23 protein-coding genes are annotated in these 24,879 nt (G+C 73.0%); 8 read left to right on the top strand and 15 right to left on the bottom strand.

From position 1 onward, the window contains the following. Window positions 1–18: 18 nt before the first annotated feature. The 3 genes from MQE23_RS30455 to MQE23_RS30445 form a co-directional block, all read right to left on the bottom strand. Window positions 19–1,284 (bottom strand): FAD-dependent oxidoreductase, encoded by a 1,266-nt coding sequence (locus MQE23_RS30455; RefSeq protein WP_020275230.1) that lies wholly within the window; start codon window positions 1,282–1,284, stop codon window positions 19–21. 167 nt (window positions 1,285–1,451) lie between these two features. Next, entirely contained in the window at window positions 1,452–2,729 is a 1,278-nt protein-coding gene (locus MQE23_RS30450; RefSeq protein ID WP_037671645.1) for a deoxyguanosinetriphosphate triphosphohydrolase, read from the bottom strand. 116 nt (window positions 2,730–2,845) lie between these two features. Beyond that, window positions 2,846–3,628 (bottom strand): sirohydrochlorin chelatase, encoded by a 783-nt coding sequence (locus MQE23_RS30445; RefSeq protein ID WP_243380816.1) that lies wholly within the window; start codon window positions 3,626–3,628, stop codon window positions 2,846–2,848. Between the two features lie 215 nt (window positions 3,629–3,843). On the opposite strand from MQE23_RS30445, the gene MQE23_RS30440 reads away from it, so the two are divergent. Both MQE23_RS30440 and MQE23_RS30435 read left to right on the top strand, forming a co-directional pair. Next, on the top strand, window positions 3,844–4,542 hold the full coding sequence (locus MQE23_RS30440) for an ElyC/SanA/YdcF family protein (RefSeq protein ID WP_037671642.1): 699 nt from the start codon (window positions 3,844–3,846) through the stop codon (window positions 4,540–4,542). A 159-nt stretch (window positions 4,543–4,701) separates the two neighbouring features. Beyond that, entirely contained in the window at window positions 4,702–5,010 is a 309-nt protein-coding gene (locus MQE23_RS30435) for a hypothetical protein (protein WP_243380815.1), read from the top strand. A gap of 97 nt (window positions 5,011–5,107) precedes the next feature. On the opposite strand, the gene MQE23_RS30430 is transcribed toward MQE23_RS30435, so the two are convergent. From MQE23_RS30430 to MQE23_RS30420, 3 genes are read right to left on the bottom strand one after another with little or no spacing between them, the layout of a single operon-like run. Beyond that, window positions 5,108–5,875, bottom strand: coding sequence for an enoyl-CoA hydratase-related protein (locus MQE23_RS30430; protein WP_243380814.1), 768 nt, complete (start codon window positions 5,873–5,875; stop codon window positions 5,108–5,110). A gap of 21 nt (window positions 5,876–5,896) precedes the next feature. Further along, entirely contained in the window at window positions 5,897–7,165 is a 1,269-nt protein-coding gene (locus tag MQE23_RS30425) for a hypothetical protein (protein ID WP_243380813.1), read from the bottom strand. Further along, complete coding sequence (locus MQE23_RS30420; protein WP_020275223.1) at window positions 7,162–8,682, bottom strand: amino acid adenylation domain-containing protein; 1,521 nt, start codon at window positions 8,680–8,682, stop codon at window positions 7,162–7,164. The genes MQE23_RS30425 and MQE23_RS30420 overlap by 4 nt, the downstream gene beginning before the upstream one ends. Window positions 8,683–8,994: 312 nt before the next feature. On the opposite strand from MQE23_RS30420, the gene MQE23_RS30415 reads away from it, so the two are divergent. Further along, window positions 8,995–11,232 (top strand): molybdopterin-dependent oxidoreductase, encoded by a 2,238-nt coding sequence (locus tag MQE23_RS30415; protein ID WP_243380812.1) that lies wholly within the window; start codon window positions 8,995–8,997, stop codon window positions 11,230–11,232. Here the strand turns inward: MQE23_RS30415 and MQE23_RS30410 are convergent. Genes MQE23_RS30410 through manD form a run of 5 tightly spaced genes read right to left on the bottom strand, consistent with a single transcriptional unit; the run spans window position 11,229 to window position 17,346 of the window. After that, window positions 11,229–12,230, bottom strand: coding sequence for a sugar kinase (locus tag MQE23_RS30410; protein ID WP_243380811.1), 1,002 nt, complete (start codon window positions 12,228–12,230; stop codon window positions 11,229–11,231). The genes MQE23_RS30415 and MQE23_RS30410 overlap by 4 nt on opposite strands. A gap of 49 nt (window positions 12,231–12,279) precedes the next feature. Beyond that, window positions 12,280–13,323 (bottom strand): L-idonate 5-dehydrogenase, encoded by a 1,044-nt coding sequence (locus MQE23_RS30405; RefSeq protein ID WP_243380810.1) that lies wholly within the window; start codon window positions 13,321–13,323, stop codon window positions 12,280–12,282. Continuing rightward, a complete protein-coding gene (locus MQE23_RS30400; RefSeq protein WP_020270030.1) occupies window positions 13,320–14,714 on the bottom strand; it encodes an MFS transporter in 1,395 nt (464 codons plus the stop codon). The genes MQE23_RS30405 and MQE23_RS30400 overlap by 4 nt, the downstream gene beginning before the upstream one ends. Window positions 14,715–14,767: 53 nt before the next feature. Then, window positions 14,768–16,132 carry a mannitol dehydrogenase family protein gene (locus MQE23_RS30395; protein ID WP_243380809.1) on the bottom strand — a complete coding sequence of 455 codons (1,365 nt, stop codon included), beginning with the start codon at window positions 16,130–16,132 and terminating at the stop codon, window positions 14,768–14,770. Between the two features lie 5 nt (window positions 16,133–16,137). Beyond that, window positions 16,138–17,346: a D-mannonate dehydratase ManD gene (manD, locus tag MQE23_RS30390; protein WP_020270028.1), complete on the bottom strand. Its 1,209-nt coding sequence runs from the start codon at window positions 17,344–17,346 to the stop codon at window positions 16,138–16,140. A gap of 139 nt (window positions 17,347–17,485) precedes the next feature. Between manD and MQE23_RS30385 the strand changes: the two genes are divergently transcribed. Next, entirely contained in the window at window positions 17,486–18,196 is a 711-nt protein-coding gene (locus MQE23_RS30385) for a GntR family transcriptional regulator (RefSeq protein WP_037666970.1), read from the top strand. Between the two features lie 47 nt (window positions 18,197–18,243). Here MQE23_RS30385 and MQE23_RS30380 read toward each other — a convergent pair whose 3' ends face one another. Further along, window positions 18,244–19,890, bottom strand: a complete 1,647-nt coding sequence (locus tag MQE23_RS30380) for a M4 family metallopeptidase (protein WP_243380808.1) — start codon at window positions 19,888–19,890, stop codon at window positions 18,244–18,246. A gap of 139 nt (window positions 19,891–20,029) precedes the next feature. Here MQE23_RS30380 and MQE23_RS30375 point away from each other — a divergent pair, with 139 nt between their 5' ends. Continuing rightward, window positions 20,030–20,446, top strand: coding sequence for a gamma-glutamylcyclotransferase family protein (locus MQE23_RS30375; protein WP_020270025.1), 417 nt, complete (start codon window positions 20,030–20,032; stop codon window positions 20,444–20,446). Between the two features lie 28 nt (window positions 20,447–20,474). Here the strand turns inward: MQE23_RS30375 and MQE23_RS30370 are convergent, their stop codons facing one another. Continuing rightward, entirely contained in the window at window positions 20,475–21,092 is a 618-nt protein-coding gene (locus MQE23_RS30370) for an NAD(P)H-dependent oxidoreductase (protein WP_051185472.1), read from the bottom strand. A gap of 271 nt (window positions 21,093–21,363) precedes the next feature. Here MQE23_RS30370 and MQE23_RS30365 point away from each other — a divergent pair, with 271 nt between their 5' ends. Further along, a complete protein-coding gene (locus tag MQE23_RS30365) occupies window positions 21,364–21,885 on the top strand; it encodes a hypothetical protein (protein ID WP_020270023.1) in 522 nt (173 codons plus the stop codon). A 167-nt stretch (window positions 21,886–22,052) separates the two neighbouring features. Continuing rightward, a complete protein-coding gene (locus MQE23_RS30360; protein ID WP_243380807.1) occupies window positions 22,053–22,739 on the top strand; it encodes a class F sortase in 687 nt (228 codons plus the stop codon). On the opposite strand, the gene MQE23_RS30355 is transcribed toward MQE23_RS30360, so the two are convergent. Further along, the gene (locus MQE23_RS30355) at window positions 22,677–23,069 is read right to left on the bottom strand and encodes a helix-turn-helix domain-containing protein (RefSeq protein WP_037666968.1); all 393 of its coding nucleotides are present in this window, start codon (window positions 23,067–23,069) and stop codon (window positions 22,677–22,679) included. The two genes, MQE23_RS30360 and MQE23_RS30355, sit on opposite strands and share 63 nt — an antisense overlap. Window positions 23,070–23,174: 105 nt before the next feature. On the opposite strand from MQE23_RS30355, the gene MQE23_RS30350 reads away from it, so the two are divergent. After that, window positions 23,175–24,077 carry an NAD(P)-binding domain-containing protein gene (locus tag MQE23_RS30350; protein WP_243380806.1) on the top strand — a complete coding sequence of 301 codons (903 nt, stop codon included), beginning with the start codon at window positions 23,175–23,177 and terminating at the stop codon, window positions 24,075–24,077. A gap of 10 nt (window positions 24,078–24,087) precedes the next feature. Here the strand turns inward: MQE23_RS30350 and MQE23_RS30345 are convergent, their stop codons facing one another. Then, complete coding sequence (locus MQE23_RS30345) at window positions 24,088–24,870, bottom strand: sulfite exporter TauE/SafE family protein (RefSeq protein WP_020270021.1); 783 nt, start codon at window positions 24,868–24,870, stop codon at window positions 24,088–24,090. Window positions 24,871–24,879 lie beyond the last annotated feature (9 nt).

Raw genomic sequence — 24,879 nt, 5'->3', positions numbered from 1 at the left:
GACCGACAGTGCTGACGGCTATGAGGCGAGGCCGTCCAGCGGTGCGTGCGGGTCGGCCAGCGCCTCCGTGTTCACCCGGGCCTTGGAGCGGATCAGCTGCTGGATCTTGTCTGTGACATCCCACACGTTCACGTTCATCCCGGCCAGTACCCGGCCCTCCTTCACCCAGAAGGCGATGAACTCGCGCCGGCTCGCGTCCCCCCGGATCACCACCTGGTCGTACGTCCCCGGGGGCGCCCAGCCCGAGTACTCCATGCCGAGGTCGTACTGGTCGGAGAAGAAGTAGGGCACACGGTCGTACGTCACGTCCCGGTCGAGCATGCAGCGGGCTGCCGCCGGGCCGCCGTTCAGCGCGTTGGCCCAGTGCTCCACCCGCAGGCGGGTCTCGAAGAGGGTGTGGTGGAAGGAGGCCACGTCGCCGGCCGCGTAGATGTCGGGGTCGGAGGTGCGCAGCCGCTCGTCGACCACGACGCCGCCGCCGCGCGCCCGGTCGGCGATCTCCAGCCCTGCCGCTTCCGCGAGAGCGACCCGCGGGGCCGCGCCGATCGCGGCCAGGACGTCGTGCGCCGGGTGTTCCTCGCCGTCGTCCGTGCGGGCCGCGAGGACCATGCCGTCCTGGCCGACGATCTCGGTGAGCCGGCTGCCGAAGTGGAAGCGGACGCCGTGGTCGCGGTGCAGGTCGGCGAAGAGCTGGCCGAGCTCGGGGCCGAGGACGTGGTGCAGCGGGGTCGGCCCGCTGTGGACCACGGTGACCTCGGCGCCGTACTCGCGGGCCGCCGCCGCGACCTCCAGGCCGATCCAGCCGGCGCCCGCGATCACGAGGTGGCCGTTGTCCCGCCCGAGGTTGGTCAGTACGTGCTTGAGCCGCTCGGCGTGCGCGAGCCGGCGCAGGTGGTGGACGCCGGCCAGGTCCGTGCCCGGGATGTCGAGGCGGCGGGGCTCGGCGCCGGTCGCCAGGAGCAGCTTGTCGTAGCGGACGACGGTGCCGTCCTCGCCGAAGCGGACCGTCTTGGCCGCACGGTCGATCGCGTCGACGGTCTGGCCGAGGTGCAACTCGATGTCGTTCGCCGCGTACCAGGCGGGCTCGTGCACGAAGACGCTGTCGCGTTCCTCCTTGCCGAGGAGGTAGCCCTTGGACAGCGGCGGGCGCTCGTAGGGGTGGTCACGTTCGTCGCAGATCAGTATCACCCGGCCGGTGAAGCCCTCCGCCCGGAGCGTCTCGGCCGCCTTGGCGCCGGCGAGTCCGCCTCCGACGATGATGAATGTCTGATCCGCGTCGACCACTTGATGCCTCCTCGTAAGGGTGTCGCCACTTGCGAGCGTCCCGCACGGAGCGTGATGCGGGAAGAGGGAGTGACCCGATCAGGCCACGGAGGGTCACGATCGGGCATGCCGGGGTCCCGTGTTTCCCGGGTGTTGCCCCCTGTTTCCCATGGGTTTTCCCACCAGTCTCATGCGTGCCCCGTCAGACGGGCGTGAAGCGAACGGGCGGAGGTGTCGGTGAGGGACGCGATCTGGTCGACGATCACCCGTTTGCGGGCCCGGTCGTCCGGCGCCCGGTCGAACAGCGCGCGGAACTGCGGGTCCAGGCCGTCCGGGGCGCGGGCGGTGAGCGCCTCGGCCAGTTCGGCGACGACGACGCGCTGGTCGGCGCGCAGGCGTTCCTGCTCGGCGCGCTGCATGACGTAGAGGTCGGCGACGGCCTTGAGGACGGCGCACTCCATCCTGGCCTCGCGCGGGACGACCAGTTCGGCGGCGTACCGGGTGAGCCGTCCGGCGCCGTACGCGGTGCGGGTCGCGGTCTCGGCGGCCAGGCAGAAGCGGCCGATGAGCTGGCTGGTGGCGTCCTTCAGCCGGGCCTGGGCGACGGCGGTGCCGTCGTAGCCGTGCGGCCACCACTCCTGGGCGAGCAGCCGGTCCAGGGCCTCGGCGAGTTCGGCGGGGTCGGTGTCCGCCGGTACGTAGCGGTCCCGGGCGACCTGGAAGACGTCCTGCCGTTCGGGTTCCGCGTGCAGGCAGTTCGGGTCGATGTGGCCGGCGTGCAGGCCGTCCTCCACGTCGTGCACCGAGTAGGCCACGTCGTCGGACCAGTCCATGACCTGCGCCTCGAAGCAGGCGCGGGTGCCGGGGGCGTCCTTGCGGACCCAGTCGAAGACCGGGCGGTCGTCGTCGTAGACACCGAACTTGCGGGACGCCGGGTCGGTGGGGTGGGCGCCGCGGGGCCAGGGGTACTTGGTGGCGGCGTCGAGGGCGGCGCGGGTGAGGTTGAGGCCGACGGAGCCTTCGGGGGTGAACCGTTTGGGCTCGATGCGGGTGAGGAGTCTGAGGGACTGGGCGTTGCCCTCGAAGCCGCCGCAGTCCGCCGCGAACTCGTTGAGGGCCTGTTCGCCGTTGTGGCCGAAGGGCGGGTGGCCGAGGTCGTGGGAGAGGCAGGCGGCTTCCACGAGGTCCGGGTCACAGCCGAGGGCCGCGCCCAGTTCGCGGCCGACCTGGGCGCATTCGAGGGAGTGGGTGAGGCGGGTGCGGGGGCTGGCGTCCCAGGCCGGGCCCAGGGTGCCGGGCGTCACCACTTGGGTTTTGCCGGCGAGTCTTCTCAGGGCGGCGCTGTGCAGGACTCGGGCTCGGTCGCGTTGGAAGGCGGTGCGGCCGGGGCGTTTGTCTGGTTCCGGGGCCCAGCGGTCGACTGACGTCGGGTCGTAGGCCCGGGGGTGTGGTGAGGTGCCGTCCATGTGCCGACAGTATGCGCCTGTGCGTCTGCCGGGTTCTGTTTTCGGGCGGGTGCGGGTGGTTTCGGGCTGGTCGCGCAGTTCCCCGCGCCCCTGAGGTACGTGCAGTACCCCGCGTTCTAGGCCGAAGCCAATTGCAGCTGTGTCTCCCGGGCCGCCAGAGTCTCGTCGTAGCGGTGGAGGAGGAGGTGGGCCATGGACGGGTGGGTGCCCAGGGGGGCCGCCGCTATCCAGGGGGCCGACTGGGCGCATTCCGTGGCGAAGCGGCCGGGGGCGGTGAAGTAGGAGGCCAGGGCGATGCGGTGACGGCCCCTCGCGATCAGGGTGCGCACGGCCGCCGGGACCGTCGGGGTCGCTGCGGAGGCATAGGCGGGGATGACGGGGACGCCCAGGCGAGCGGCGAGCAGGTGGGCCGTGCAGCCGGTGTCCGTCTTGGCGTCCGGGTCGCGGGAGCCGGCGGCAGCGAGGACGACGGCGCTGGTGCGGCGGGTCGCCTCATCCATGTGAGTGGGCCAGCCGGCCTCCGTCAGGCGGGCCTGGAGGGCGTCCACCAGGAGGGGGTGCGGGCCCAGCGGGGCGGCCAGGTGGGTGCGGGCCTCGGCGGCCGCGGCCATCTCGGGGATGTCCTGCTTGACGTGGTAGCCGCGGCTGAGGAGGAGGGGGACCAGGACCGCCTCCGTGTCGCCCAGGGCGGCGAGCGTGTCGGGGAGCAGGGGGGCGTTCAGCTCGATGTGCCCGAGGTGCACCGGCACGTCGGGGCGCAGCGCGCGGACACGGTCCAGGAGCGCGCGTACGGTGCTCAGCGCGCGGGGGTCGCGGCTGCCGTGCGCCACGACCACGAGGGCGGGCGGGGCCGGGCGGCGCGTGGCGGGCGGCGGGACGAGGCTGAGCTGGCTGGGCATGCCATCGATGGTCGCCGCCGCACGTTGCCTTCCCGTTGCGTGGGCGTCACGGGTGTTTTCCAGCGGTTCACGATGTGGGACATGTGGAGTGTGAGGCTGCTTGACCTGGCGGTTCCGTGTAACGCGTGAAGCTGGTCACGCGTGGGCGGATGAACCGGGCGGCCTGAGCGGGCGTCCCTGACTGTCGAGGGGCCGACCTGGGGAGGGACCGTCCGATGCGTCGTGTGACGTTCCGCAGACCGCGACTGCCGCGTACCCGGCGAGGCCGGCGGCGGCTGGTGCAGGCCGTGATGGCCGGGTGTGTGCTCGCGCTGCTTCCGGCGACCTGGATGTACGTGGCCGCGGGTGACCGGCTGCGGACGGCGGCAGACGTGCCGCGGACCGAGGTGGCCGTGGTGTTCGGTGCCGGGCTGTGGGACGGGGAGCCGTCGCCGTACCTCGCGCACCGGCTGGACGCGGCGGCCGCGCTGTACCGCGAGGGGCGGGTCGAGGTGGTGCTCGTCACCGGGGACAACAGCCGCGAGGACTACGACGAGCCGGACGCGATGCGGGTGTATCTGACGCGGCACGGGGTGCCCGACGGGCGGATCGTCAGCGACTACGCGGGGTTCGACACCTGGGACTCCTGTGTGCGGGCGAAGAAGATCTTCGGGGTGGACGAGGCCGTGCTGATCAGCCAGGGCTTCCACATCCGGCGGGCGGTGGCGCTGTGTCAGGCGGCAGGGGTCGAGTCGTACGGGGTGGGCGTGGACGCCGTGCACGACGCGACCTGGTACTACGGGGGTGCGCGGGAGATCCTCGCCGCCGGGAAGGCGGCTCTGGACGCGGTGTTCCGGCCGGATCCCCGGTTCCTGGGGCCCCGGGAGCCGGGCGTGGAGAGGGCGTTGGCCACGGCCGAAGAGACTCTCGGATGATTCCGGACTTTCTCCTCCGGCGGGTTTGACGCGCACATTTCACCCCAGCGCGTGAAAAACACCATGGATGCTCTACGTGACTATGTGATCACGCTTAGTGTCTTCGCCGTGCGGCGGCGGATCGGGCCGACCGCCGCGAACTGGGGGAAAGGACACCTGATGACTCGACTTCGCTCCGCGCTGGTCACGGCCGCCGCGGTCGCGCTGCTGGCCGGGCCGGCCGCCATGGGGGCCGCCTCGGCGGCACCCGTGGCCGCCGCGCCGGTCAGGGCCATGGAGCCGGGCTGCGCCAAGCTCGGCGCCTACGGCCCCGGGTGGGCGGACATCCACAACGTGTGCGGGCACACCATCTCCGCCAGCGTGGAAGTCGACGGCTGGGACCCGTCGTGCATCCAGATCGGCCCTCACGGGACCGGCAGGATCGGTCTGGAGGCGGGCGACGACCCGTACTACGCGTACGAGTGCTGACCGGGGCCGTGTCCTGACCAGACACAGCCCCTGAACGTGGCCGGGGGCGGGAGCGCGGTGTGGTCCGTGCGTCCCGTCCCCGGCTGTCCTGTGACCGTCAGCGTCCGTGGAAGCGCGGGGGGCGCTTCTCCAGGAACGCCGTCATCCCCTCCTTCTGGTCTTCGGTCGCGAACAACGCGTGGAACACCCGCCGTTCGAAGCGCAGGCCGTCCCGCAGGCCCGTCTCCAGGGCCCGGTCGACGCACTCGCGGGCCGCCCTGACCGCCGTGCGGCCGTACGAGGCGATGGCCGCCGCCGCTTCCAGGGCCTCGGCGAGGACCCGGTCGTCGGGGACCACGCGGGAGACCAAGCCGCAGCGCTCGGCCTCCCGGGCGTCCATCGTGCGGCCGGTGAGCACCAGGTCCAGGGCCTTGGCCCGGCCCACCAGCCGGGTCAGCCGCTGGGTGCCGCCGATGCCGGGTACCACGCCCAGCTTGATCTCGGGCTGGCCGAAGAGGGCCGACTCGCCCGCGACGACCAGGTCGCACATCATGGCCAGCTCACAGCCGCCGCCGAGCGCGTAGCCGGACACGGCGGCGATCTTCGGGGTGCGCAGGTCCGCGAAGTCCTCCCAGGCCGCGAAGTAGTCCTCGGACATCATGTCGACGGCCGACCGGCCCGCCATCTCCCTGATGTCCGCGCCGGCCGCGAAGACCTTCTCCGAGCCGGTGACGACGAAGCAGCCGACCTCCGGGTCCTGGTCCAGCGGGCCGAGGACGCCGAGGAGTTCGGCGAGCAGCTCGGAGCTGAGCGCGTTCAGGGCGTGCGGGCGGTGCAGGCGGACGGTCACCACGCGGCCGTCCCGTTCGGCTTTCAGGTGGTTCATCTTCACTCCCTGGAAGGTGGGTTACGAGTCCCAGATCGCGCCGTACGCCGGAACGCCGCGCCGTTCCAGGCCGTGCACCACCTGCCAGGTCAGCCGCTTGTTGGAGATGCAGATGACCGCCTCCGCACCGAAGTCGCGGTACGCGGCGTGGGCGAGCCGCACCATGTCGGGCTTGCCGTGCCGGGAGGTGTCCCAGACCAGGGCGTGCGGCTGGACGGCGAGGATCTCGTCGACGAGGGCGTCGCCGTAGGTGGCGCGGGGGTCGCGGGTCGCCCAGACCAGGCGCGAGGGGACCTCGGCGGCGAGCAGGTGGGGCAGGCAGGGGCCGATGCCGCTGCCGGTCGCGACGTAGACCACCTTTCTGAACAGGACCTCGATGTTGGCGACACCGGCCGTGGTGATGCCCTTGACCCACACCCGCGAGGGCTGGTCGTCGATGAAGGAGCCGGTCCAGTCACCGGCGCGGGAGATGGTGAGCCGGAAGCCGGAGCGGCCGGGGGCGGGGACGTTGGCGAAGGAGTGCCACTCCTTCAGCGGGCTGCGGCTGATGGCGGTCGAGGAGCCGGCGAAGGGGGTCTCGCCGTAGTCGAAGTGAGCCAGCGTCACGTGCGGAGAGGGGCGTTCGGTGCGGACGTCCACCTTGCGCAGCCGCAGCCAGGGCAGGGCCACGCTGAACGTGACGACGGCGAGGACCGCGAGCGGCACCGGCCCCTGGCCGGACAGCAGGGTGTGGCTCCAGAAGAGCGCGAGGGCGCCCCAGCCGCCGAAGCGGTGGATCCTCTCGAAGTGGTCGTGGTGGCGACTGCGGAAGGGCGGCAGCGCGGTGGCGACGATCAGGGCGAGGAGGGCCACCAGGGTCCAGCTCACCGTGATCAGCGGCACGTCCGTTCCGGCGCGGGTCACCGCGACCGTCAGGGCCAGGAACCAGGCCGCCCCGGCCAGCGCCCCGCCCACGTGCAGCCCGCCGAAGTGGTACACCTTCCCGAGCGTCCAGCGGACCCTCAGCGGCCAGCTGACCGGGGCCGAGGTCGCCAGCCGGAACAAGAGGTTGATGACGTACTGCTGGCGGACGAGGACGGCGAGGGCGAGGTTGGCGAGGGCGGCGTGCCCGAGGGTCGGCGTGGCCAGGGGCCGGGCGGCCCACAGGAACGCCGCGTTGGCCAGGAGGACCAGGGCCGCGAGGCGGTTGTAGTGCATCAGGCGGGGGTGCTTGAGCAGGCGGCGGGGGGCGGACAGGAGCGGCGGGAGCTCGCCCGTGTCCTGGCGGGTCCGGGCGGGGGACGTGGTCATCGGGCCACCGCCAGGCGCTGTTCGAGCATGCCCAGCAGGGCCTGTTTGTCGACCTTGCCGCGGTCGGTCTCGGGGAGGAACGCCAGGGGCAGGACCTGCTCGGGGACGCAGTAGTAGGGCAGGGTGTCCGCGACCGCGCGGCGGGCCGTGTCGGGGTCGACGTCGGCCGGGCAGACGAAGGACACCAGGGTGCGGGCGTCGCGCCTCAGGGTGACGGCACGGGTGCAGCCGGCGGCCGTCTCCAGGACGGAGGAGACGGAGTCCAGTTCGACGCGGAAGCCGCGCACCTTGACCTGGTCGTCGGTGCGCCCGAGGTGCTCCAGCTCGCCGTCGGGGGTCCAGCGGCCGAGGTCGCGGGTACGGAACATGCGCCGGCCGCCGCCGAGGAAGGGGTCGGGGGCGTACCGCTCGGCGTTGAGGGCGTCGTTGTCGAGGTAGCCGGCGGAGACGCAGTCGCCGCCGGCCCACATCTCGCCGGGCTCGCCGACGGGCACCGGGCGCCGGTCGGCGTCGAGGACGTAGACCGTGTTGTTGGGGGTGGGGCGGCCGATGGTGAGCAGCGGGGCGGCCGGGTCGTGGCGGCTCATCGTGTTGACGATCGTGGTCTCGGTCGGGCCGCAGCAGTTGTGGAAGGCGGCCCGCCGGGCCCAGCGGTCGGCCAGCGGGCGCGGGCAGGGCTCCCCCGCGACGGCGACCGTGCGCACGCGCGGGCAGGCGGCAGGGTCGAGGCCGGACAGCACGGTCGGGGTGGCGATCAGCACGTCGGCGGTGCGGGCCGCCGCGGCGATGTCCTTGCCGCGGATGACGAGGGTGCCGCCGTGGCTGAGGCAGCCGAGGATCTCCCAGGCGGCCATGTCGAAGGCGATGTTGAGGAGCTGGGCGACCCGGTCGCCGGGGCGGATGCCGAGGCCGCCCGGCTCGGTGAGGAGGATGTTGGCGACGTTGCGGTGGGTGACCTTCACGCCGTTGGGTCGGCCGGTGGTGCCGGAGGTGAACAGGACGTAAGCGCCGTCGTCGCCGGTGACGCGGGGGCGCGGGGCCGGGGCGTACGGCAGCGGCTCGTCGAGCGCGAGCAGCAGGTGGCCGTCGGGCAGCGGCACCCGGTGGGCGTGTTCGGCGACCGTGAGGACGACCCGGGTCCGGGCGGTGCGGATGACGTGGGTGAGCTGGGCCGGGGGCGCGAGGCCGATGTCCTGCGGGACGTAGGCGGCGCCGGCCTTCAGGATGCCGAGCAGGCCGACGAGCATCGGGATCGAGCGGCGGACGAACAGGCCCACGTGGTCGCCGGGGCGTACGCCCTCGCGGACGAGGCGGGCGGCGAGGGCGTCGGCGTGGCGGTCGAGCTCGCCGTAGGTGAGGTGCGCACCCTGGTGTTCGGCGGCCACGGCGTGCGGGGTGGCGGCGGCGTGCCGGGCGACGGCGTGGTGCAGGAGCGGGTCGGGGACGGGGACGGTGGGGCCACGGCCGTACTGCCGGAACAGCTGCCGGTCATGGGGGGTCAGATGGCGCAGTGGCATGATCGGTTGGCCTCCTGGCTGTTTCGAGTGTGGGAGTCGAACGCCGTTCGGAGTCGTGCGAGCGCTGCGCGTAGCGAGAGCGTAGTGGCGCTGATTCAACTCTCAACGAGGTCGGATCAGCCAAGAAAGGAGAGCAATGAGCCACATGTGGCGTTTTTCGTCACAAGGGCAACGTCCGTGCCGGTCGGCGGCGACGTGAAGGTGGGCAGGCGCGTGCCTCACGCGGGCGGGGTGGCGACGGGGAGGTTGCCGTCCCTGCCGCGTAACAGGGAACCGTCCCGCGCGTAACACGGCCGAAGCAGGCTGAACGGTATGCAGACCACCGCCACGCCCACGCACTGCCCGTACTGCGCCCTGCAGTGCGGGATGAACCTGACGCCCGCGCCCGACGGGACCGTCGAGGTGAGCGAGCGTACGGACTTCCCGGTGAACCGGGGTGCGCTGTGCGGCAAGGGCCGTACGGCGCCGGCGGTGCTGGCCTCGAACGTGCGCCTGACCTCGCCGTTGGTGCGCGAGGGGGGCGAGCTGGTGCCGGCTTCCTGGGACGAGGCGCTGGACCGGATCGCCGAGGGGCTGCGCCGCACGCGCGCCGAGTACGGGCCGGACGGGGTCGGGGTGTTCGGCGGGGGCGGTCTGACGAACGAGAAGGCGTACACGCTCGGCAAGTTCGCGCGGGTCGTGCTGGGCACGTCCCAGATCGACTACAACGGCCGTTTCTGCATGTCGTCGGCCGCGGCGGCCGGCATCAAGGCGTTCGGTCTCGACCGCGGCCTGCCGTTCCCGCTGGAGGACATCCCGAAGACCGGCTGCGTGATCCTGGTCGGCTCGAACCTCGCGGAGACCATGCCGCCGTCCCTGCGGTTCTTCAACGAGCTCAAGGAGAACGGCGGCACGCTGATCGTCATCGACCCGCGCCGCACGAAGACCGCCGAGCAGGCGGACCTGCACCTGGCACCCCGGCCGGGCACGGACCTGGCACTCGCCCTGGGGCTGCTCCATCTGGTGATCGCCGAGGGGCGGGTGGACGAGGAGTACGTCCAGGAGCGGACCGTGGGCTGGGAGGACGCCCGGGCCGCCGCGATGGCGCACTGGCCGGAGTACGTGGAGCGGATCACGGGGGTGTCCGTTCCCGAACTGCGGGAGACGGTACGGATGTTCTGCGAGCCCGAGTCGGCGATGGTGCTCACGGCGCGGGGGCCCGAGCAGCAGTCCAAGGGCACCGACACGGTGGGCGCGTGGATCAACCTGTGCCTGGCGACCGGCCGGGCGGGCCGCCCGCTGTCGGGGTACGGCTGCCTGACCGGGCAGGGCAACGGGCAGGGCGGCCGCGAACACGGGCAGAAGGCCGACCAGTTGCCGGGCTACCGCAAGCTCGACGACCCGGCGGCGCGGCGGCATGTCGCCGAGGTGTGGGGCGTGGACCCGGACAGCCTTCCCGGCCCGGGGCGCAGTGCGTACGAGCTGCTGGACGCGCTGGGCACGGACATCAAATCCCTGTTGCTGATGGCGTCCAACCCGGTGGTGTCGGCGCCGCGTGCCGCGCACGTCGAGGAGCGCATCAAGGCGCTGGACTTTCTGGCCGTGTGTGACGTGGTCCTGTCGGAGACGGCAGCGCTCGCGGACGTGGTCCTGCCGGTCACCCAGTGGGCCGAGGAGACGGGCACGACGACCAACCTGGAGGGCAGGGTCCTGCTCCGCCGCCAGGCCGTCACCCCGCCCGACGGCGTCCGCAGCGACCTGGAGGTCCTCCACGAACTGGCCGCCCGCCTGGGCGTGGAGAAGGGCTTCCCGACCGACCCGGAGGAGATCTTCGAGGAACTCCGCCGAGCGAGCGCGGGCGGCCCCGCGGACTACTCGGGGATCACGTACCGCAGGATCGTGGAGGAGAACGGGGTGTTCTGGCCTTGTCCGGCGGTGGAGCCGGAGGGCCTGACGGGGGCCGAGGGCGGGGCGGGTGGCCCAGGCGCGCAACGGAGCGCGGCGGGCCGCCCGGCCTCCACACAGGACGCGACGGCCTCAGCGGAAGAGTCGGCGGCCAGGGCGGAAGACCCGACGGCCTCGACGGTGGACACGGCGGGCCGTGTCCACCCCGGCACCCCGCGCCTCTTCCTCGACCGTTTCGCCACCCCCGACGGACGCGCCCGCTTCGTCCCCGTCTCGCACCGGGCCATCGCCGAGGAACCGGATGACGAGTACCCCGTGCTGCTCACCACGGGGCGGGTCGTGGCGCAGTACCAGTCCGGGGCGCAGACCCGGCGCGTGGCGGAACTGAACGCCGCCGCGCCCGGGCCGTTCGTGGAGTTGCATCCGCGGCTGGCGGCCCGGCTCGGGGCGGCCGAGGGCGATCCGGTGGCCGTCGTGTCCCGGCGGGGCCGGGCCGTGGCGCCCGCCCGGATCACCAACGCCATCCGCCCCGACACCGTCTTCATGCCGTTCCACTGGCCGGGCGAGGGCCGCGCCAACTCCCTCACCAACCCCGCGCTCGACCCGACCTCCCGCATGCCGGAGTTCAAGGCGTGCGCGGTGCGGCTGGAGGCGGTGCGGCCCTAAGGCCGTTGCCCTGTCAGGGCCGAAGAGGTCGCGATGCTCAGGTCGGGCATGTCGTCCCGGCTGCGCAGGGCCGTCGCCGCCGACAGATGGGCGCGGCGCAGCCTGGACTCCTCGTCGGCGTCCTCCAGGACACCGGACAGATACCCGGCGGCGAAGGCGTCGCCCGCGCCGACCGGTTCGACCACCTCGACCGCGAGGGCTGGGGCGAAGGTGACCTCGCCGCCCGCCGCGTACGAGGTCGCGCCGTGCTCCGCGTCCTTGACGACGACGAGCGGAGCCGGGTCGAGCAGGCCCGCGATGTCGTCGGGGTGGCGCGTCCCCCACAGGGCCTCGGCCTCGTCGCGTCCCACGAACACCAGGTCCGCGGCCCGGGCCAGGTCCCGCAACGCCGCTGCGGCGTCGGCGGCACGCCCCCTCCACAGGGCGGGACGGTGGTTGACGTCGAAGGAGACGACCGGCCGGTCCGCTGCCGCGCCCCAGGGCGTGCGGCGTACGACGATCTCCTCCAGCAGTCGGGCGCAGCTGCCGGACAGCGCGGCGGTGATGCCCGACACGTGCACGATGCGCGGCCCCCGCAGCTCGGGCGCGCGGGCCAGTTCCGGTCCCATGTGGGCCGCGGCCGATCCGCTCCGGTAGTACAGGGGCAGGGTCGCGTCGGGCCCCGGGTCCTTGAAGTACACGCCCGTGGGATGCGCCGGATCGACACCGACGGCGCCCACGTCGACTCCCCGGGCCGCGAGTTCCGCGCGGATCCGCCGCCCGAACGCGTCGTCGCCCACCCGGCTCAGCCAGGCCGCGCGGTGCCCGAGCGCGGACAGCCCGCAGGCCACGTTGGACTCGGCGCCACCGACGGAGAGGCGGAGCGCGGACTGGTCGGCGAGCGGCCGGTCGTCCGGCGGGCTGAGGACGGCCATGGTCTCGCCCAGGCACACGACGTCCGCCGCGGTGTGCTCGCGAGCGGGTTCGGCGGCCCGGGAACCGGCGGTCGGGTGGGGCAACGTGCTCTCCTGTTCTCCTGGCGGGTGGCCCGGGGGCGTACGTATGGGGTCAGACCGTGACCGGTCCGCCGAGCCGCAGCATCACCTTGCTGCTCGCGCTCGCCGGGTCCGCCGCGACCGTGAGGGCCTGCTCGGCCTGGTCCAGCGGGAAGCGATGGCTGATGACCGGTGAGACGTCCAGGCCGTCGCGCAGGGCGCGCAGGGCGTCGTCGATCTCGTCGACGAAGCGGTAGGAGCCGATCCAGGTGATCTCGCGGGTGACGAGGTCGCCCAGGACGGCGGGCTCGGCCGTCCCCGGCAGGTTGCCGACCTGCACGAGGGTGCCGCCGCGGGCCGTGGCCCGCAGGACCGCTCCCAGTGCGGCGGGCGCGCCGGACGCCTCGAAGACGACGTCGGTGTCCCGCGGCAGTTCCTCGCCCCGGGAGATGTCGACGGTCGTGTCCGCGCCCATCTTGCGGGCCACGGCCAGCGACGCGGAGGACAGGTCGGCGGCGCACACCGACCGGGCGCCGAGATGCCTGGCGGCGGCGACGACCAGCGAGCCGATCGGTCCGGCCCCGTTCACCAGGACCGTGCGGCCCCGCAGTCCGCCCGCCCGGCCCGCGGCGTGCAGGGCGACCGCCAGCGGCTCCGCCAGGGCGCCGGACTGGGTGTCCACACCGTCGGGCAGCGGCCGGACCTGGGCCGCGGGGACCGTACGGAACTCGCTGAACCCGCCGTCGGTGTGCGGGGTGAGGGCCGCCGAGCCGAGGTAGCGGACGTGCGCGTGGAGGTTGCTGCGCCCGGCGAGCCGCTCGGGGAGCTCGCCGACGAGCTGGGCCGGGTGGACGGTGACGGGCTGCCCCTCGGCGAGGCCGGTCACCCCGGGGCCCAGCGCTGCGACCCGGCCGGCGACCTCGTGGCCGAGGACCAGGGGGTGGGCGAGGGCCGCCGTGCCGGAGGCGCCCTTCCTCCAGTACGCGACGTCGGAGCCGCAGATGCCGCCCCACTCCATGGCGAGCAGCACCTCGTCGCGCGCGGGCTCGGGCCGGGGCCGCTCGTCGATCCGGACGTCACCGGCGCCGTGCACGACGACGGCTTTCATGGGGGTCATACGGCGTCCTCCAGCCGGACCAGGTCGCGTCCGCGCGTCTCGGGCGAGAGCAGCGCGCTGACGAGGGTGATGAGGGAGTAGACGACGAGCATCGCCGCGATGGGCCACCAGCTTCCGGTGGCGGCGGTGAGGCTCGCCGCGAGCACCGGCCCGATCGCGGTGGCGAGGACGCCGCCGATCTCCTTGGCCAGCGCCAGCTGGGTGAACCGGGTGCGGGAGCCGAAGAGTTCGGCCATCGTCACGCTCTCCAGCGCGAACAGTCCGAGGACGCCGATGTTCAGCCCCAGGATCATGCCGGCCATGAGCGCGGGCGTGCTGCCCGAGGTGATCAGCATCATCAGTGGGAAGGCGGCGACGGCCGTGAGCGAGGTGAGCGCCAGATACGTCCTGCGGCGTCCGAAGCGGTCGCCGAGCAGGCCGATGGCCGGCACCGTGAGGAAGCCCAGCAGCGACCCGTACACGATGGCGTCGGTGGGGACGGAGCGCTCGGCCGCGAGTTCGGTCGCGATGTAGCCGACGAGGAACGTCTGGATCAGCCCGGAGTTGCCCGCCTGGCCGAAGCGCAGCCCGAGCGCCAGGAAGAACGCCCGGCCCTTGCGCTGCTTCAGGCCCGCCTCCAGCAGTCCGGTGTCACCGCCCGTCCCCTCGGTGACGGCCGACTCCACCTCGCGGCGGCTCATGGCCACGCCGTCCACGACGTCGGGCCGCTCCTCGAAGACCGGGCTCTCCTTGAGGTTGCGCCGCAGCCACACCGCGAAGAGCAGCAGGCCGAAGCTCAGCAGGAAGGGCAGTCGCCAGCCCCAGGAGAGCAGTTGCTCCTCGCTGAGCACGGCGAGCAGCACCGCCCACAGCCCGGAGGCGGCCAGGGTGCCCGAGTTGGTGCCCAGCGACACCAGCGAGGAGACCAGTCCGCGCCGCCGCGCCGGGGCGTACTCGGCGAGCATCACGGTCGCGCCGGCGATCTCCGCGCCCGCGCCGAAGCCCTGCGCCAGCCGCAGGACGACGAGCAGGACGGGCGCCATGATGCCGATGGTCGCGTAGGTGGGCAGGACGCCGATGAGGGTGGTCGAGGCGCCCATCAGCAGGATGGTGATCGTCAGGACCTTCTTGCGGCCGAGCCGGTCGCCCATTCTGCCGAAGTAGACCGCGCCGGCGAGGCGGGCGACGTAGCCGACGCCGTAGGTGGCCATCGCGGCGATGAGGCCGATGGCGGGGCTGACGTCGGGGAAGAAGATCTTGTTGAAGACGATCGCGGCCGCCAGCGAGTACAGCTGGAAGTCCATGAACTCCATGGCCGTGCCCAGCCAGCCGGACACGGCGGCCTTGGTCAGGTCACGCGTACTGCGTCGCACGGCACCGGCCGGCTCAGCCGTGGTCGTGGTGTCCTTCATCGGTGAACTCCGTTGTTCGTGAGCGGGGACTTCCTCGGGGGTGGGGGTGGCGGTCAGATGTCCACATGTCCGGTGCGCAGGGCCGGGAGATGCCGTACGACGGCGGTGACGAGCGCGGAGTCGTCGGCGAGGTCGGGCGCGCCGACGGTGGTGAGGAGCGCGCGGACGACGGCCGTGTCGTCCGCTGCGGTGCGCCAGCAGGCGGCGAGGGCGTCCTGCGCGGGATCCGGGATGCCGTGGTCCCGGGTGAGGTTCACCCAGCCCGCCAGGGCGAGTTCGAGGACGGGTGTGGCCGCACCGCGCTCGCGCAGCACGCGCAGGGCCGGCAGCCAGCGCTCGGTGATCTTCAGCGAGCCGTCGGAGGCGATCTGCCGCAGCAGGTGCCGCATGCCCGGGTTGCGGAAGCGGACCACCAGGTCGTCGGCGTACCGGCCGGGGTCCGGGCCGCCGTCCGGCAGCGTGGGGGCGACCTCGGCGCACAGGGCCTTGACGAGCCGCTCGCCCCAGCCGTCGGCCATCGCGTCGGCGACGGTGGTGCGGCCCGCCGCGATCCCGAGCGGGGCGAGGGCGGAGTGCGAGCCGTTGAGCAGCCGCAGCTTGGTGAGCTGGTAAGGGGCGACGTCGGGGACGAGGAGGGCTCCGTCCAGCTCCCACGGGGGGCGCGGGGCGGCGAAGCGGTCCTCCAGCACCCACTGCCGGTACGGCTCACCGCTGACGGGCAGCACGTCGTGGACTCCCAGCCGGGTGGCGGTGTCCGCGAGGTCGGCCGTCGTGGTGGCGGGCACGATCCGGTCCACGACGGTGGCGGGAAAGGCCACGTACCGGTCGATCAGCTCCAGGATCCGCTCCCGGTCCCGCTCCCCCGAGGCGCGCACGGCGTCCTGGACCGCGGTCCGCAGCACGGCTCCGTTGTCCGCCATGTTGTCGCAGGACACGACGCTGACCGGGGCGGCACCGGAGCGCATCCGCGCGGCCAGCCCGGCGGCCAGGCGTGCGATCACCGTGTCCGGACCGGCGGCCCGGTAGCCCTTCTCCGTGACGGTGAGCGTCACCACCGTCACCTCGGGGTCGGTGAGCAGCCCGTCGACGACCGCCCCGTCCCGCCCGAGCACGTATGCGCCGGTCAGCGCGCCGACGACACGGGGGGCGTCTTCCTCGAGGCCGCGCTCGGTCACCGAGTACAGGCAGTCCTGCGCGCGCAGGGCGTCGACGGTCGCCGCCGACCGGGGAGCGACCGCGGCGATGCCCCAGGGCTCGCCGGAGCGCGCGGCGGCGTTCTCGGTGTAGACGGCCTGGTGCGCCCGGTGGAAGGCCCCGATGCCGAAGTGGACGATCCGGGTACGGAGTCCGGCGGGGTCGACGCGGGGGCGCGACCCGGGCGGGAGTGCGCCGAGCGCGGCGCGGTTCAGCCGGTGCACGCCGCTCACCAGTCGTGCACGGAGCCGTCGAGCCGGCGCGCGACCGGGAGATAGCGCCGCTGGTACGGGAAGCGTTCGGCGGCCTTCGCGTCGTACTCGACGCCGAGGCCCGGCTCGTCCGAGGGGTGCAGCATGCCGTCGGCGAAGGTGACGCCCGTGCGGAACACCTCGCGGGCCTCGTCCGGATGGCCCATGTGCTCCTGGATGCCGAAGTTGGGTACGGCGATGTCGAGGTGCACGGCGGCGGCCATGCTGACCGGGGAGAGGTCGGTGGCACCGTGCGAGCCGGTGCGGACGTGGTACAGCGCGGCGAGGTCGAAGATCCGGCGCAGGTGGGTGATGCCGCCCGCGTGGACCACGGTGGTGCGCACGTAGTCGATGAGCTGCTCGGTGATCAGGTGCTGGACGTCCCAGATGGAGTTGAACACCTCGCCGACGGCGATCGGTGTCGTGGTGTGCTGCCGGATGAGCCGGAACGCCTCCTGGTTCTCGGCCGGGGTGGGGTCCTCCATCCAGAACAGCCGGCAGGCCTCGACGCTCTTGCCGAAGCGGGCCGCCTCGATCGGCGTCAGCCGGTGGTGCACGTCGTGCAGGAGGTGGAAGCCGAAGCCGAAGCGCTCCCGTACGGCCTCCAGGTACGTCGGCGCGAAACCGAGGTAGGCCTCGGTGTCCCAGGGCTGTTCGTCGGGCAGCTCGCCGGCCGCCGGTTCGTAGAGCTTGCCCTTGCGGACGCCGTAGGTGCCGCCGACGTCGGGTACGGCTGCCTGGGCCCGCACCGCCTTGTAACCCAGCTCCAGATAGCGCTCGACGTCGTCGAGGAGGGACGGCACGTCGGTGCCGCTGGCGTGCGAGTAGACCAGGACGCCGTCCCGGGACCGGCCGCCGAGCAGCTGGTAGACGGGGAGCCCGGCGGTCTTGCCCTTGATGTCCCACAGGGCCGTGTCGACGGCGGCGATGGCCGTCATGGTGACCGGCCCGCGCCGCCAGTAGGCGCCCTTGTAGAGGTACTGCCAGAGGTCCTCGATCCGCGCCGGGTCCCGGCCGGTCAGCAGCGGGGCGACGTGATCGCGCAGGTAGCTCGCGACGGCCAGCTCGCGCCCGTTGAGGGTGGCGTCGCCGAGGCCGGTGACCCCGTCCGTGGTGGTGATGCGCAGGGTGACGAACGTGCGGCCCGGGGAGGCGACGAAGACCTCGACGCGCTCGATCTTGCTCACTGGGGGCTCTCCTTACGGCGGCTGAGAGCGGGCGGGGCCGACGGGAACGGTGGGCCCCGCTCCTGTCGTGCAGTGCTTGTATACAAGCACCTGTCGCACAGGTGAGCAATACCCCCGCTGCGATACGTAGGATGTGCACATGGCCCAGACGAACCGGCGGACCAGCCGGCGCTCCATCTACCTGAAGCTCCGTCAGATGGTGCTGACCCTCGAACTGCCCCCGGGCGCCGCCCTGTCGGAGAACGAGCTGGCCGCATCCCTCGGCGTGAGCCGCACCCCGGTGCGGGAGAGCCTGATCCTGCTGGCCCAGGACGGGCTGGTGCAGATCTTCCCCAAGATCGGCTCGTTCGTGTCCCGGGTGGACCCGGCGCAGGTCGCGGACGCGCAGTTCCTGCGGGAGGCCGTCGAGCTGGCCTCACTGGACGCCCTGCCGTCCGATCCGGACCACTCGGTGATCACGGAACTGCGGGACAACCTCGCACGCCAGCAGCGCCCGGGCCTCGGCCTGGAGGAGTTCTTCGAGCTGGACGAGGCCTTCCACCAGGGCCTGATGCGGCTGAGCGGGCACGGCAACGTGTGGACCACGGTCGCCGCGGCCAAGGGGCACCTGGACCGGGCCCGGCGCCTGGGCCTGCACGAGAACGTCTCCCCCGCGGTCTTCGCCGACCAGCACCGGGAGATCTTCGACGCGGTCGTCGGGGGCGACCTCGCGTCGGCCCGGACCGCCATGCGCACGCACCTGCGCGCCGTCTTCAGCGACATCGAGCGCATCCGGGCCCATTCACCCGAGCTCTTCGCGACCGGTTCGTCGTCCGTGCCGGTGCGGCGCAACGTGGTGGTCTGGGAGTAGAGCGGCGGGCGCACCTGTCGGTGCGCCCGCCGGTGTCCCGGTGGAGCTCAGCCCACGTTGACCGCGCTCCAGGCCGCCGCCACGGCCTTCTGCTCCGTGCTGCCGCCGCCGTAGAGGTCCTTCGCCGCGTTCAGGGTCGCCGTGCGGGCACCCGCGTAGTCCGTCGAGGACGTCATGTAGACCGTCAGGGCGCGGTACCAGATCTTGCCCAGCTTGGCCCGGCCGATGCCCTGCACCGTGGAGTCGTCGCAGGTCGGGGAGGTGTGGGCGACGCCGTTGATCGTCTTGGCGCCGCTGCCCTCCGCGAGCAGGTACGCGAAGTGGTTGCCGACGCCCGAGGAGTAGTGCACGTCGAGGTCGGCGAGACCCTCGCTCCAGCAGTCGGCGGACTTCCCGTCCTTCGACGGCTTGTCCATGCGGCGCAGGGCCTCCCGGCCGAGCCCGGAGCGGACGACCTTCTCGCCGATCAGCCAGTCACCCGGGTCCTCGGCGTTGTCCGCGTAGAACTCCACGAGCGTGCCGAAGATGTCCGACGTGGCCTCGTTCAGGCCGCCGGACTCGCCCGAGTACGTCAGCGCCGCCGTCTTCGACGTCACGCCGTGGGACATCTCGTGCCCGGCCACGTCCAGCGACACCAGCGGTCCGAGCTGCTTGCCGTCGCCGTCGCCGTACGTCATGCAGAAGCAGTTGTCGTCCCAGAAGGCGTTGTTGTAGTCCTTGCCGTAGTGGACGCGGTTGTACGAGCCCTTGCCGTCGCCGGCGATGCCGTTGCGGCCGTGCAGGTTCTTGAAGTAGTCCCAGGTGACGTCCGTGCCGTACTGGGCGTCCACGGCGACCGTCGCGCGGTCGGAGGCCTCGCCCGTGGCCCAGTGGTTGTCGGCGTCCGAGAAGACCGTCGCGGGGGCGCGGGTCAGACAGATCGTGAGCAGGCACTTGTCCGTCTTGTTCGCCGCGTCGCCCGTGTACGTGCCGCCCCGCGTCGCGTCCTTGAGCCGGTACGACGACCCGGACTTCGTCGTCTCCAGCGCAACCGTGCCGCCGTAGAGGGACTTGCCGTCGCCCGACGCCGACTCCAGGGTGTCCCAGGCGTCGATCCGGTCGCCGGTCGTGGCGTCGGTCAGCACCGTGCGCCCGACCGGGTTGCCGAGCCCGTCGTGCGCCACCGCGTCGGTCTGCCAGGCCAGCCTGGGGGCGCCGTGCAGGGCGTCGACGACCAGCCGCGGCTTGGCGGTCAGCTTCTTCAGCGTCTCGCCGAGGTGCGCGGCGCGCAGCAGGCTCGCGGCGAGGTCGGCGGCCTTCGGGGCGGTCACCTTCGGGGTGACGCTCTTGAGGGACAGCGCGGACTTCGTGGCCCGGCTCGTGCCGCGGTAGGTGCCGTCCGGGTTCAGGTGGAGTACGAAGTCACCGCCCAGGACCGGGAGTCGGTGGTACGTGCGGTCGTAGCGGACGTGCCGGGTGCCGTCCTCGTCGACGACCACGTCCCGGACCTTCGTCTCCTGGGCCGACGTGAGGCCCAGTTCCGCGGCCCGGTCGGCGAGGACCGTCTCGGCACTGTCGATCGCCTCGGACCGGGTCGGCCGTTCCTCCGCCAGGGCGGTCGGCGAGAGCGCGGCGGCCAGCAGGACGGCGGTGCCGGTGGCGGCACCACCCGCGAGGGCGAGACGGGAACCTCGGACGTGACGTATCCGACTCATCGGTCTCCTCATACGGGCGCACCCGGTCGCGTGGGGTCGACCGGGGGCGGCGTTGATGTTGACCGCGAGTTAAGGCGGCCCGGACATGTCATGTCCATAGGCCCCGTGTGGAGGTGTGTGAGGGTGGAGAATCGTTCCTGTGACTCTCCCTTTCTTCGTCTACGGCACCCTCCGCCCCGGCGAGGTCAACCACGACCTCTTCCTGCGCGGCCGCACCCGCTCCGAGGTGCCGGGGCGGCTCTCGGGAGCGGTGCTGTACGAGGGGCCGGGCTATCCCTACGCGGTCGAGGAGCCGGGCGGCGGGGTCGTGTGCGGGGAGCTGGTGACCGCGCGCCCGGAGACGTACGCGGAGTTGCTCGCCGAGCTGGACCGGCTGGAGGACTGCGTGCCGGGCGACCCGCGCAGCCTGTACGAACGCGTCGAGCGGAAGGTCGTACGCGACGCTGACGGGGCGGTCGTCCGGGCCTGGGTGTACGTCGCCGCGCCCGCCGTCGCCGCCCGGCTCAGGACTCACGGGAGGCCGATCGCGGGCGGTGACTGGCGGGCGCGGAGGTGACAGGGGCCGGCAAGGAGTGAGGCCGGGCTCAGCCCGCGTACGGCCGCTTCGCCCTGGCCTCGCGCAACGCCAGGCCCCACCACACCAGTTGGTCCAGCATGGCCTTGGCCGCCGCGTCCGGGCCGGACGGGTCGTGCAGGGTGCCCGCGTCGTCGAAGGACGCGCCGGCGTTGTGGAAGGAGACGGTGTCGCGGACCGTCACGGCGTGCAGTTCGGCGAAGACCTGCCGGAGGTGCTCGACGGCGCGCAGGCCGCCGGCCAGTCCACCGTAGGAGACGAGGGCGACGGGCTTGGCCCGCCACTCGCCGAAGTGCCAGTCGACGAGGTTCTTCAGGCCCGCCGGGAAGGAGTGGTTGTACTCGGGGGTGAGGACCACGAAGGCGTCCGCGTCGGCAAGTTTCGGGGTGACGCCGGACAGCGCGGCGGTCGCCTCGGGGGTCGGTTCGAAGGACGTCGGCAGGTCGATGTCGGCGACGTCCACGACCTCGGCGACCAGGTCGTCCCGGCCTTGGAGGTGATCGAGGAGCCAGCCGGCGACGACCGGGCCGAAGCGGCCGTGGCGGTTGCTGCCGACGACGAGGGTCACCCGGAGGGGCTCGGTCGCGGGCTGGGCGGGGACGGGTGCGTTCGTAACGGCTGAGTTCATGCGGCACAGCCTCTTACCTCAACCTTTCTTGAGGTCAAGGCCGGATGTGCGTGGCACCCGGATCACCCGTTCACACGCGCGCCCCGCGCTTTTCCACGCCTCGTCCGCAGAACACCCGTGACCTGCCTAAACGCCCACGAAGGCCGGTCGGCCCACCTCCCCCTGACACCCATTCACCCCAATTCTGACGCACCCTCAGAAAGCGCGGTCGTCCCGCTGCCCGTTACCTCGGAAGGGCAGGTGCACGACCGAACAGCTCGAAGGAGCACCGATGCGACGTACCGCCCGGCCGCTGACCGGCACCGCGCTCGCCGTCGCCGCCGCGGCCCTCGCCGCCGCCCCCGCGTACGGCGCGCCCGCCGGTGACGTGGAGGTGCACCCGTCCTCGGTCGTCCCGGGCGGACTCGTCACGGTGCGCACGGCGGCCTGTGGCGACGGCGGTACGGCGACGGGTGACGCGAGCGCGGTCGGGGCCGGTTCCCTCAGCCTCGCGCCGGGCCCGCACGAGCAGGACGCGACCGGGCGGTTCAGGGTGCCGCCGAGCGCGCAGCCGGGGACGTACGAGATCACGGCGACGTGCACCGGGAGCGGCCGGCGGATCACCGGTGACCTTGTGGTCACGCTGACCTCCGGGCACCCGCAGGTCCCTCCCAGAGGGAGTGTGAAGACGGGGGTCGGCGGCGCCTTGGGCCCCGACCCCGTGCAGACCGCGGCCGGCGTGGCGGCCCTCGCCGTCGCCGCCGCGGGCGGTACCTGGCTCCTGCATCGCCGGGCGAGAGGCGACGGGATCTGACGGACACCCTCCGCTGTCCGTCGCCGGTACCGCATGTCCCCTCCCCCTCCGGGTCCGACGCCCCTCGCGGCCCGGAGGGGGGTGCGGGGCGCACCCCGGACGGGCGCCGGGGCCGGGGGTCGCAGGCCGGAAACCGGAAGGCTGTCGGGGATCAGGAAGGGTCGGCCATGCGCAGGTTCCCCAGGTACGGCACCAGGTTCGGCAGCCCCGCCGACGCCGCCATGGCGGCCCTCACGGTGTTCGCCTTGTGCTCCGGGGTCTGGCTGCTGCGCGACGGCGCCGAGACGCACGCCCCGCCGCAGCCCTCCGCCGCGCAGGCCCACGCGCGGCAGGACGGGCAGGACGGCCGTGCGGGACGGGACGGCCGGGCCGGTGAGCGGCCTGCCGTGCCCGCGCTGCCGCCCTCGCCGCCCGACCGCATCCGCATCCCGGCGATCCGGGTGAACGCGCCCCTGACCGGGCTGGGCCTGACGAGGACCGGCAGTCTCGACGTACCGCCCGCCGAGCGGAAGAACCTCGCCGGCTGGTACGAGGCCGGCACCACGCCCGGCGAGCGGGGCACCGCGATCGTCGCCGGCCACGTCGACAACGCCGACGGCCCCGCTGTCTTCTACGACCTCGGCGCCCTGGCCAAGGGCGCCACGATCGACGTGGACCGGCGGGACGGCAGCGTCGCGGTGTTCACCGTGGACGCCGTCGAGGCGTACGCGGCGAAGGACTTCCCCGACGAGAAGGTCTACGGCGCCGCCCGCCGCCCCGAGCTGCGGGTCATCACGTGCGGCGGCACCTACTCACGCGGCTCCGGGTACCAGGGGAACGTCGTCGTCTTCGCGCATCTGACCGGCAGCCGGTGACTCCCCGAGGACATGGGCCTTCCCCCAGGCCCCCAGCGGCTCCAGTGCCTCGTTCAGGCTCACGCCCCGGGGCGTCAGCGAGTACTCCACACGGGGCGGCACCTCGTCGTACGCCTCGCGGTGCACCAGGCCGTCGGCCTCCATCTCCCGCAGGTGCGAGGCGAGCACCTTCTCGGTGATCCCCGGCAGCTCGCGGCGCAGCTCGCCGAAGCGGCAGGGCCGCTCGTTCAGCGCCCAGAGGATCAGTACCTTCCACTTGCCGCCGATCACGTCCATCGCCGCGTCGATCCCGCAGACGTACGCCCCCGGCCGCCGCCCCGTCGTCCCCATGCCCGAGCCCTCCCCTTCTCCTGCCTGGACCCTTCCCCCGGGGTAACCACCCACTTCCAAGTACGTACTTGAGCAGGCGCTTCCCCTGGGACGAGCCTAAACGCCATGACCGACAACGCAGTTGACCCCCGCACCCCTCTCACCCTCCTCGGCACCGGCGACATGGGCACCGCCCTGGCCCGCGCCTGGCTCGCCGCAGGACACCCGGTGACCGTCTGGAACCGCACCGCGTCCCGCGCCGAACCCCTCGCCGCCGAGGGCGCCACCGTCGCCCGGACCGCCGCTGAGGCGGTGGCCGCGAACCGGCTCGTGGTCGCCTGTCTGCTCGACGACGCCTCCGTGGGCGAGGCCCTCGACGGGGCCCCTCTCGCGGGGCGGGACCTGGTGAACCTCACCACGGGCACGCCCGGTGAGGGCCGCAGCCGCGCCGCCTGGGCCGAGGCCCGCGGAGCCCGTTTCCTGGACGGCGGGATCATGGCCGTCCCGCCGATGATCGGGGCCCCGGAGTCCGGTGGGTACGTCTTCTACAGCGGCTCCCCCGAGCTGTTCGCCGAGCACCGGGACACCCTCGCCGTCCCGGCCGGCACCCGCTACGCCGGGTCCGACCCGGGCTTCGCCGCGCTGCACGACGTGGCGCTGCTCAGCGCGATGAACGGCATGTTCGCGGGCGTCACGCACGCCTTCGCGCTGATCCGCCCGGAGGACATCGCCCCGAAGGACTTCGCGCCGCTGCTCGTGGACTGGCTGACCGCGATGGCCGGGGCCGTGCACCAGACCGCCGACCAGCTGGAGAGCGGCGACTACACCAGGAACGTCGTCTCCAACCTCGCCATGCAGGTCGCGGGCAACGCCACGCTGCTGCGCACGGCCGAGGAGCAGCGGGTGAGCCCGGAGCTGCTGACGCCGTACCTGGCGCTGATGGAGCGGCGCCTCGCCCAGGGGCACGGGGACGAGGACGGGACGGGGATCGTCGAGCTGCTGGACCTGCGGGCGGGGGCTTCCTCCTAGTACCGCGGCGCTAGGCCAGCCACTGCTCGTACGCCAGGTTGCCCACCAGGGCGAACACCACCGTCAGCAGCACGACGCGGACGAAGCCGCTGCCCTGCTTCAGGGCGGTGTGGGCGCCCAGGGTGCCGCCGGCCAGGTTGAACACGGCCATCAGGGCGGCCAGTTGCCACAGGACCGCGCCCTGCCAGGCGAAGGTCGCGAGGGCGCCCGCGTTGGTGCAGCAGTTGACGATCTTGGCGGTGGCGGAGGCGGTGACGAGGTCGAGGTGGAGCAGGGCGGTGAGCGCGAGGACCAGGAAGGTGCCGGTGCCGGGGCCGATGAGACCGTCGTAGAAGCCGATGCCGAGACCGGCGAGACCGATCGCCGCGAGGATCTGGCGCCGGGTGGCCGGGCCGGTCGCGGGGGCCGTGCCGAAGGCGGGCCGCAGGATCACGAACGCGGCGACCGCGAGCAGCACCACCATGATCACCGGCTTGAGGACGTCGGTGCTCATCCCGGCCGCGAAGAACGCCCCGGCGGACGATCCGGCGAGGGCGGCCAGCCCGATGCGCACGGCCGTACGGACATCCACCGGGGCCTTGCGGGCGTACGTCACCGCCGCGCCCGTCGTACCGACGATGGCGACCGCCTTGTTGGTGCCCAGCGCGTGCGCGGCGGGCGTGTGCGACGGTAGCCCCAGCAGCAGCACCGGCAGCAGCAGGAGCCCGCCGCCACCGACCACGGCGTCGATCCACCCGGCGGCGAGAGCCGCGAGGCAGAGCAGAGCGATCATGGTCAGCGATATGTCGGGCATGATCGGGAG

The sequence above is a fragment of the Streptomyces sp. HP-A2021 genome, assembly GCF_022807935.1.
Classification (GTDB): domain Bacteria; phylum Actinomycetota; class Actinomycetes; order Streptomycetales; family Streptomycetaceae; genus Streptomyces; species Streptomyces afghaniensis.
Note: the sequence above shows the minus strand (reverse complement) of the source record. Positions and strands in the feature narration are given on the sequence as shown.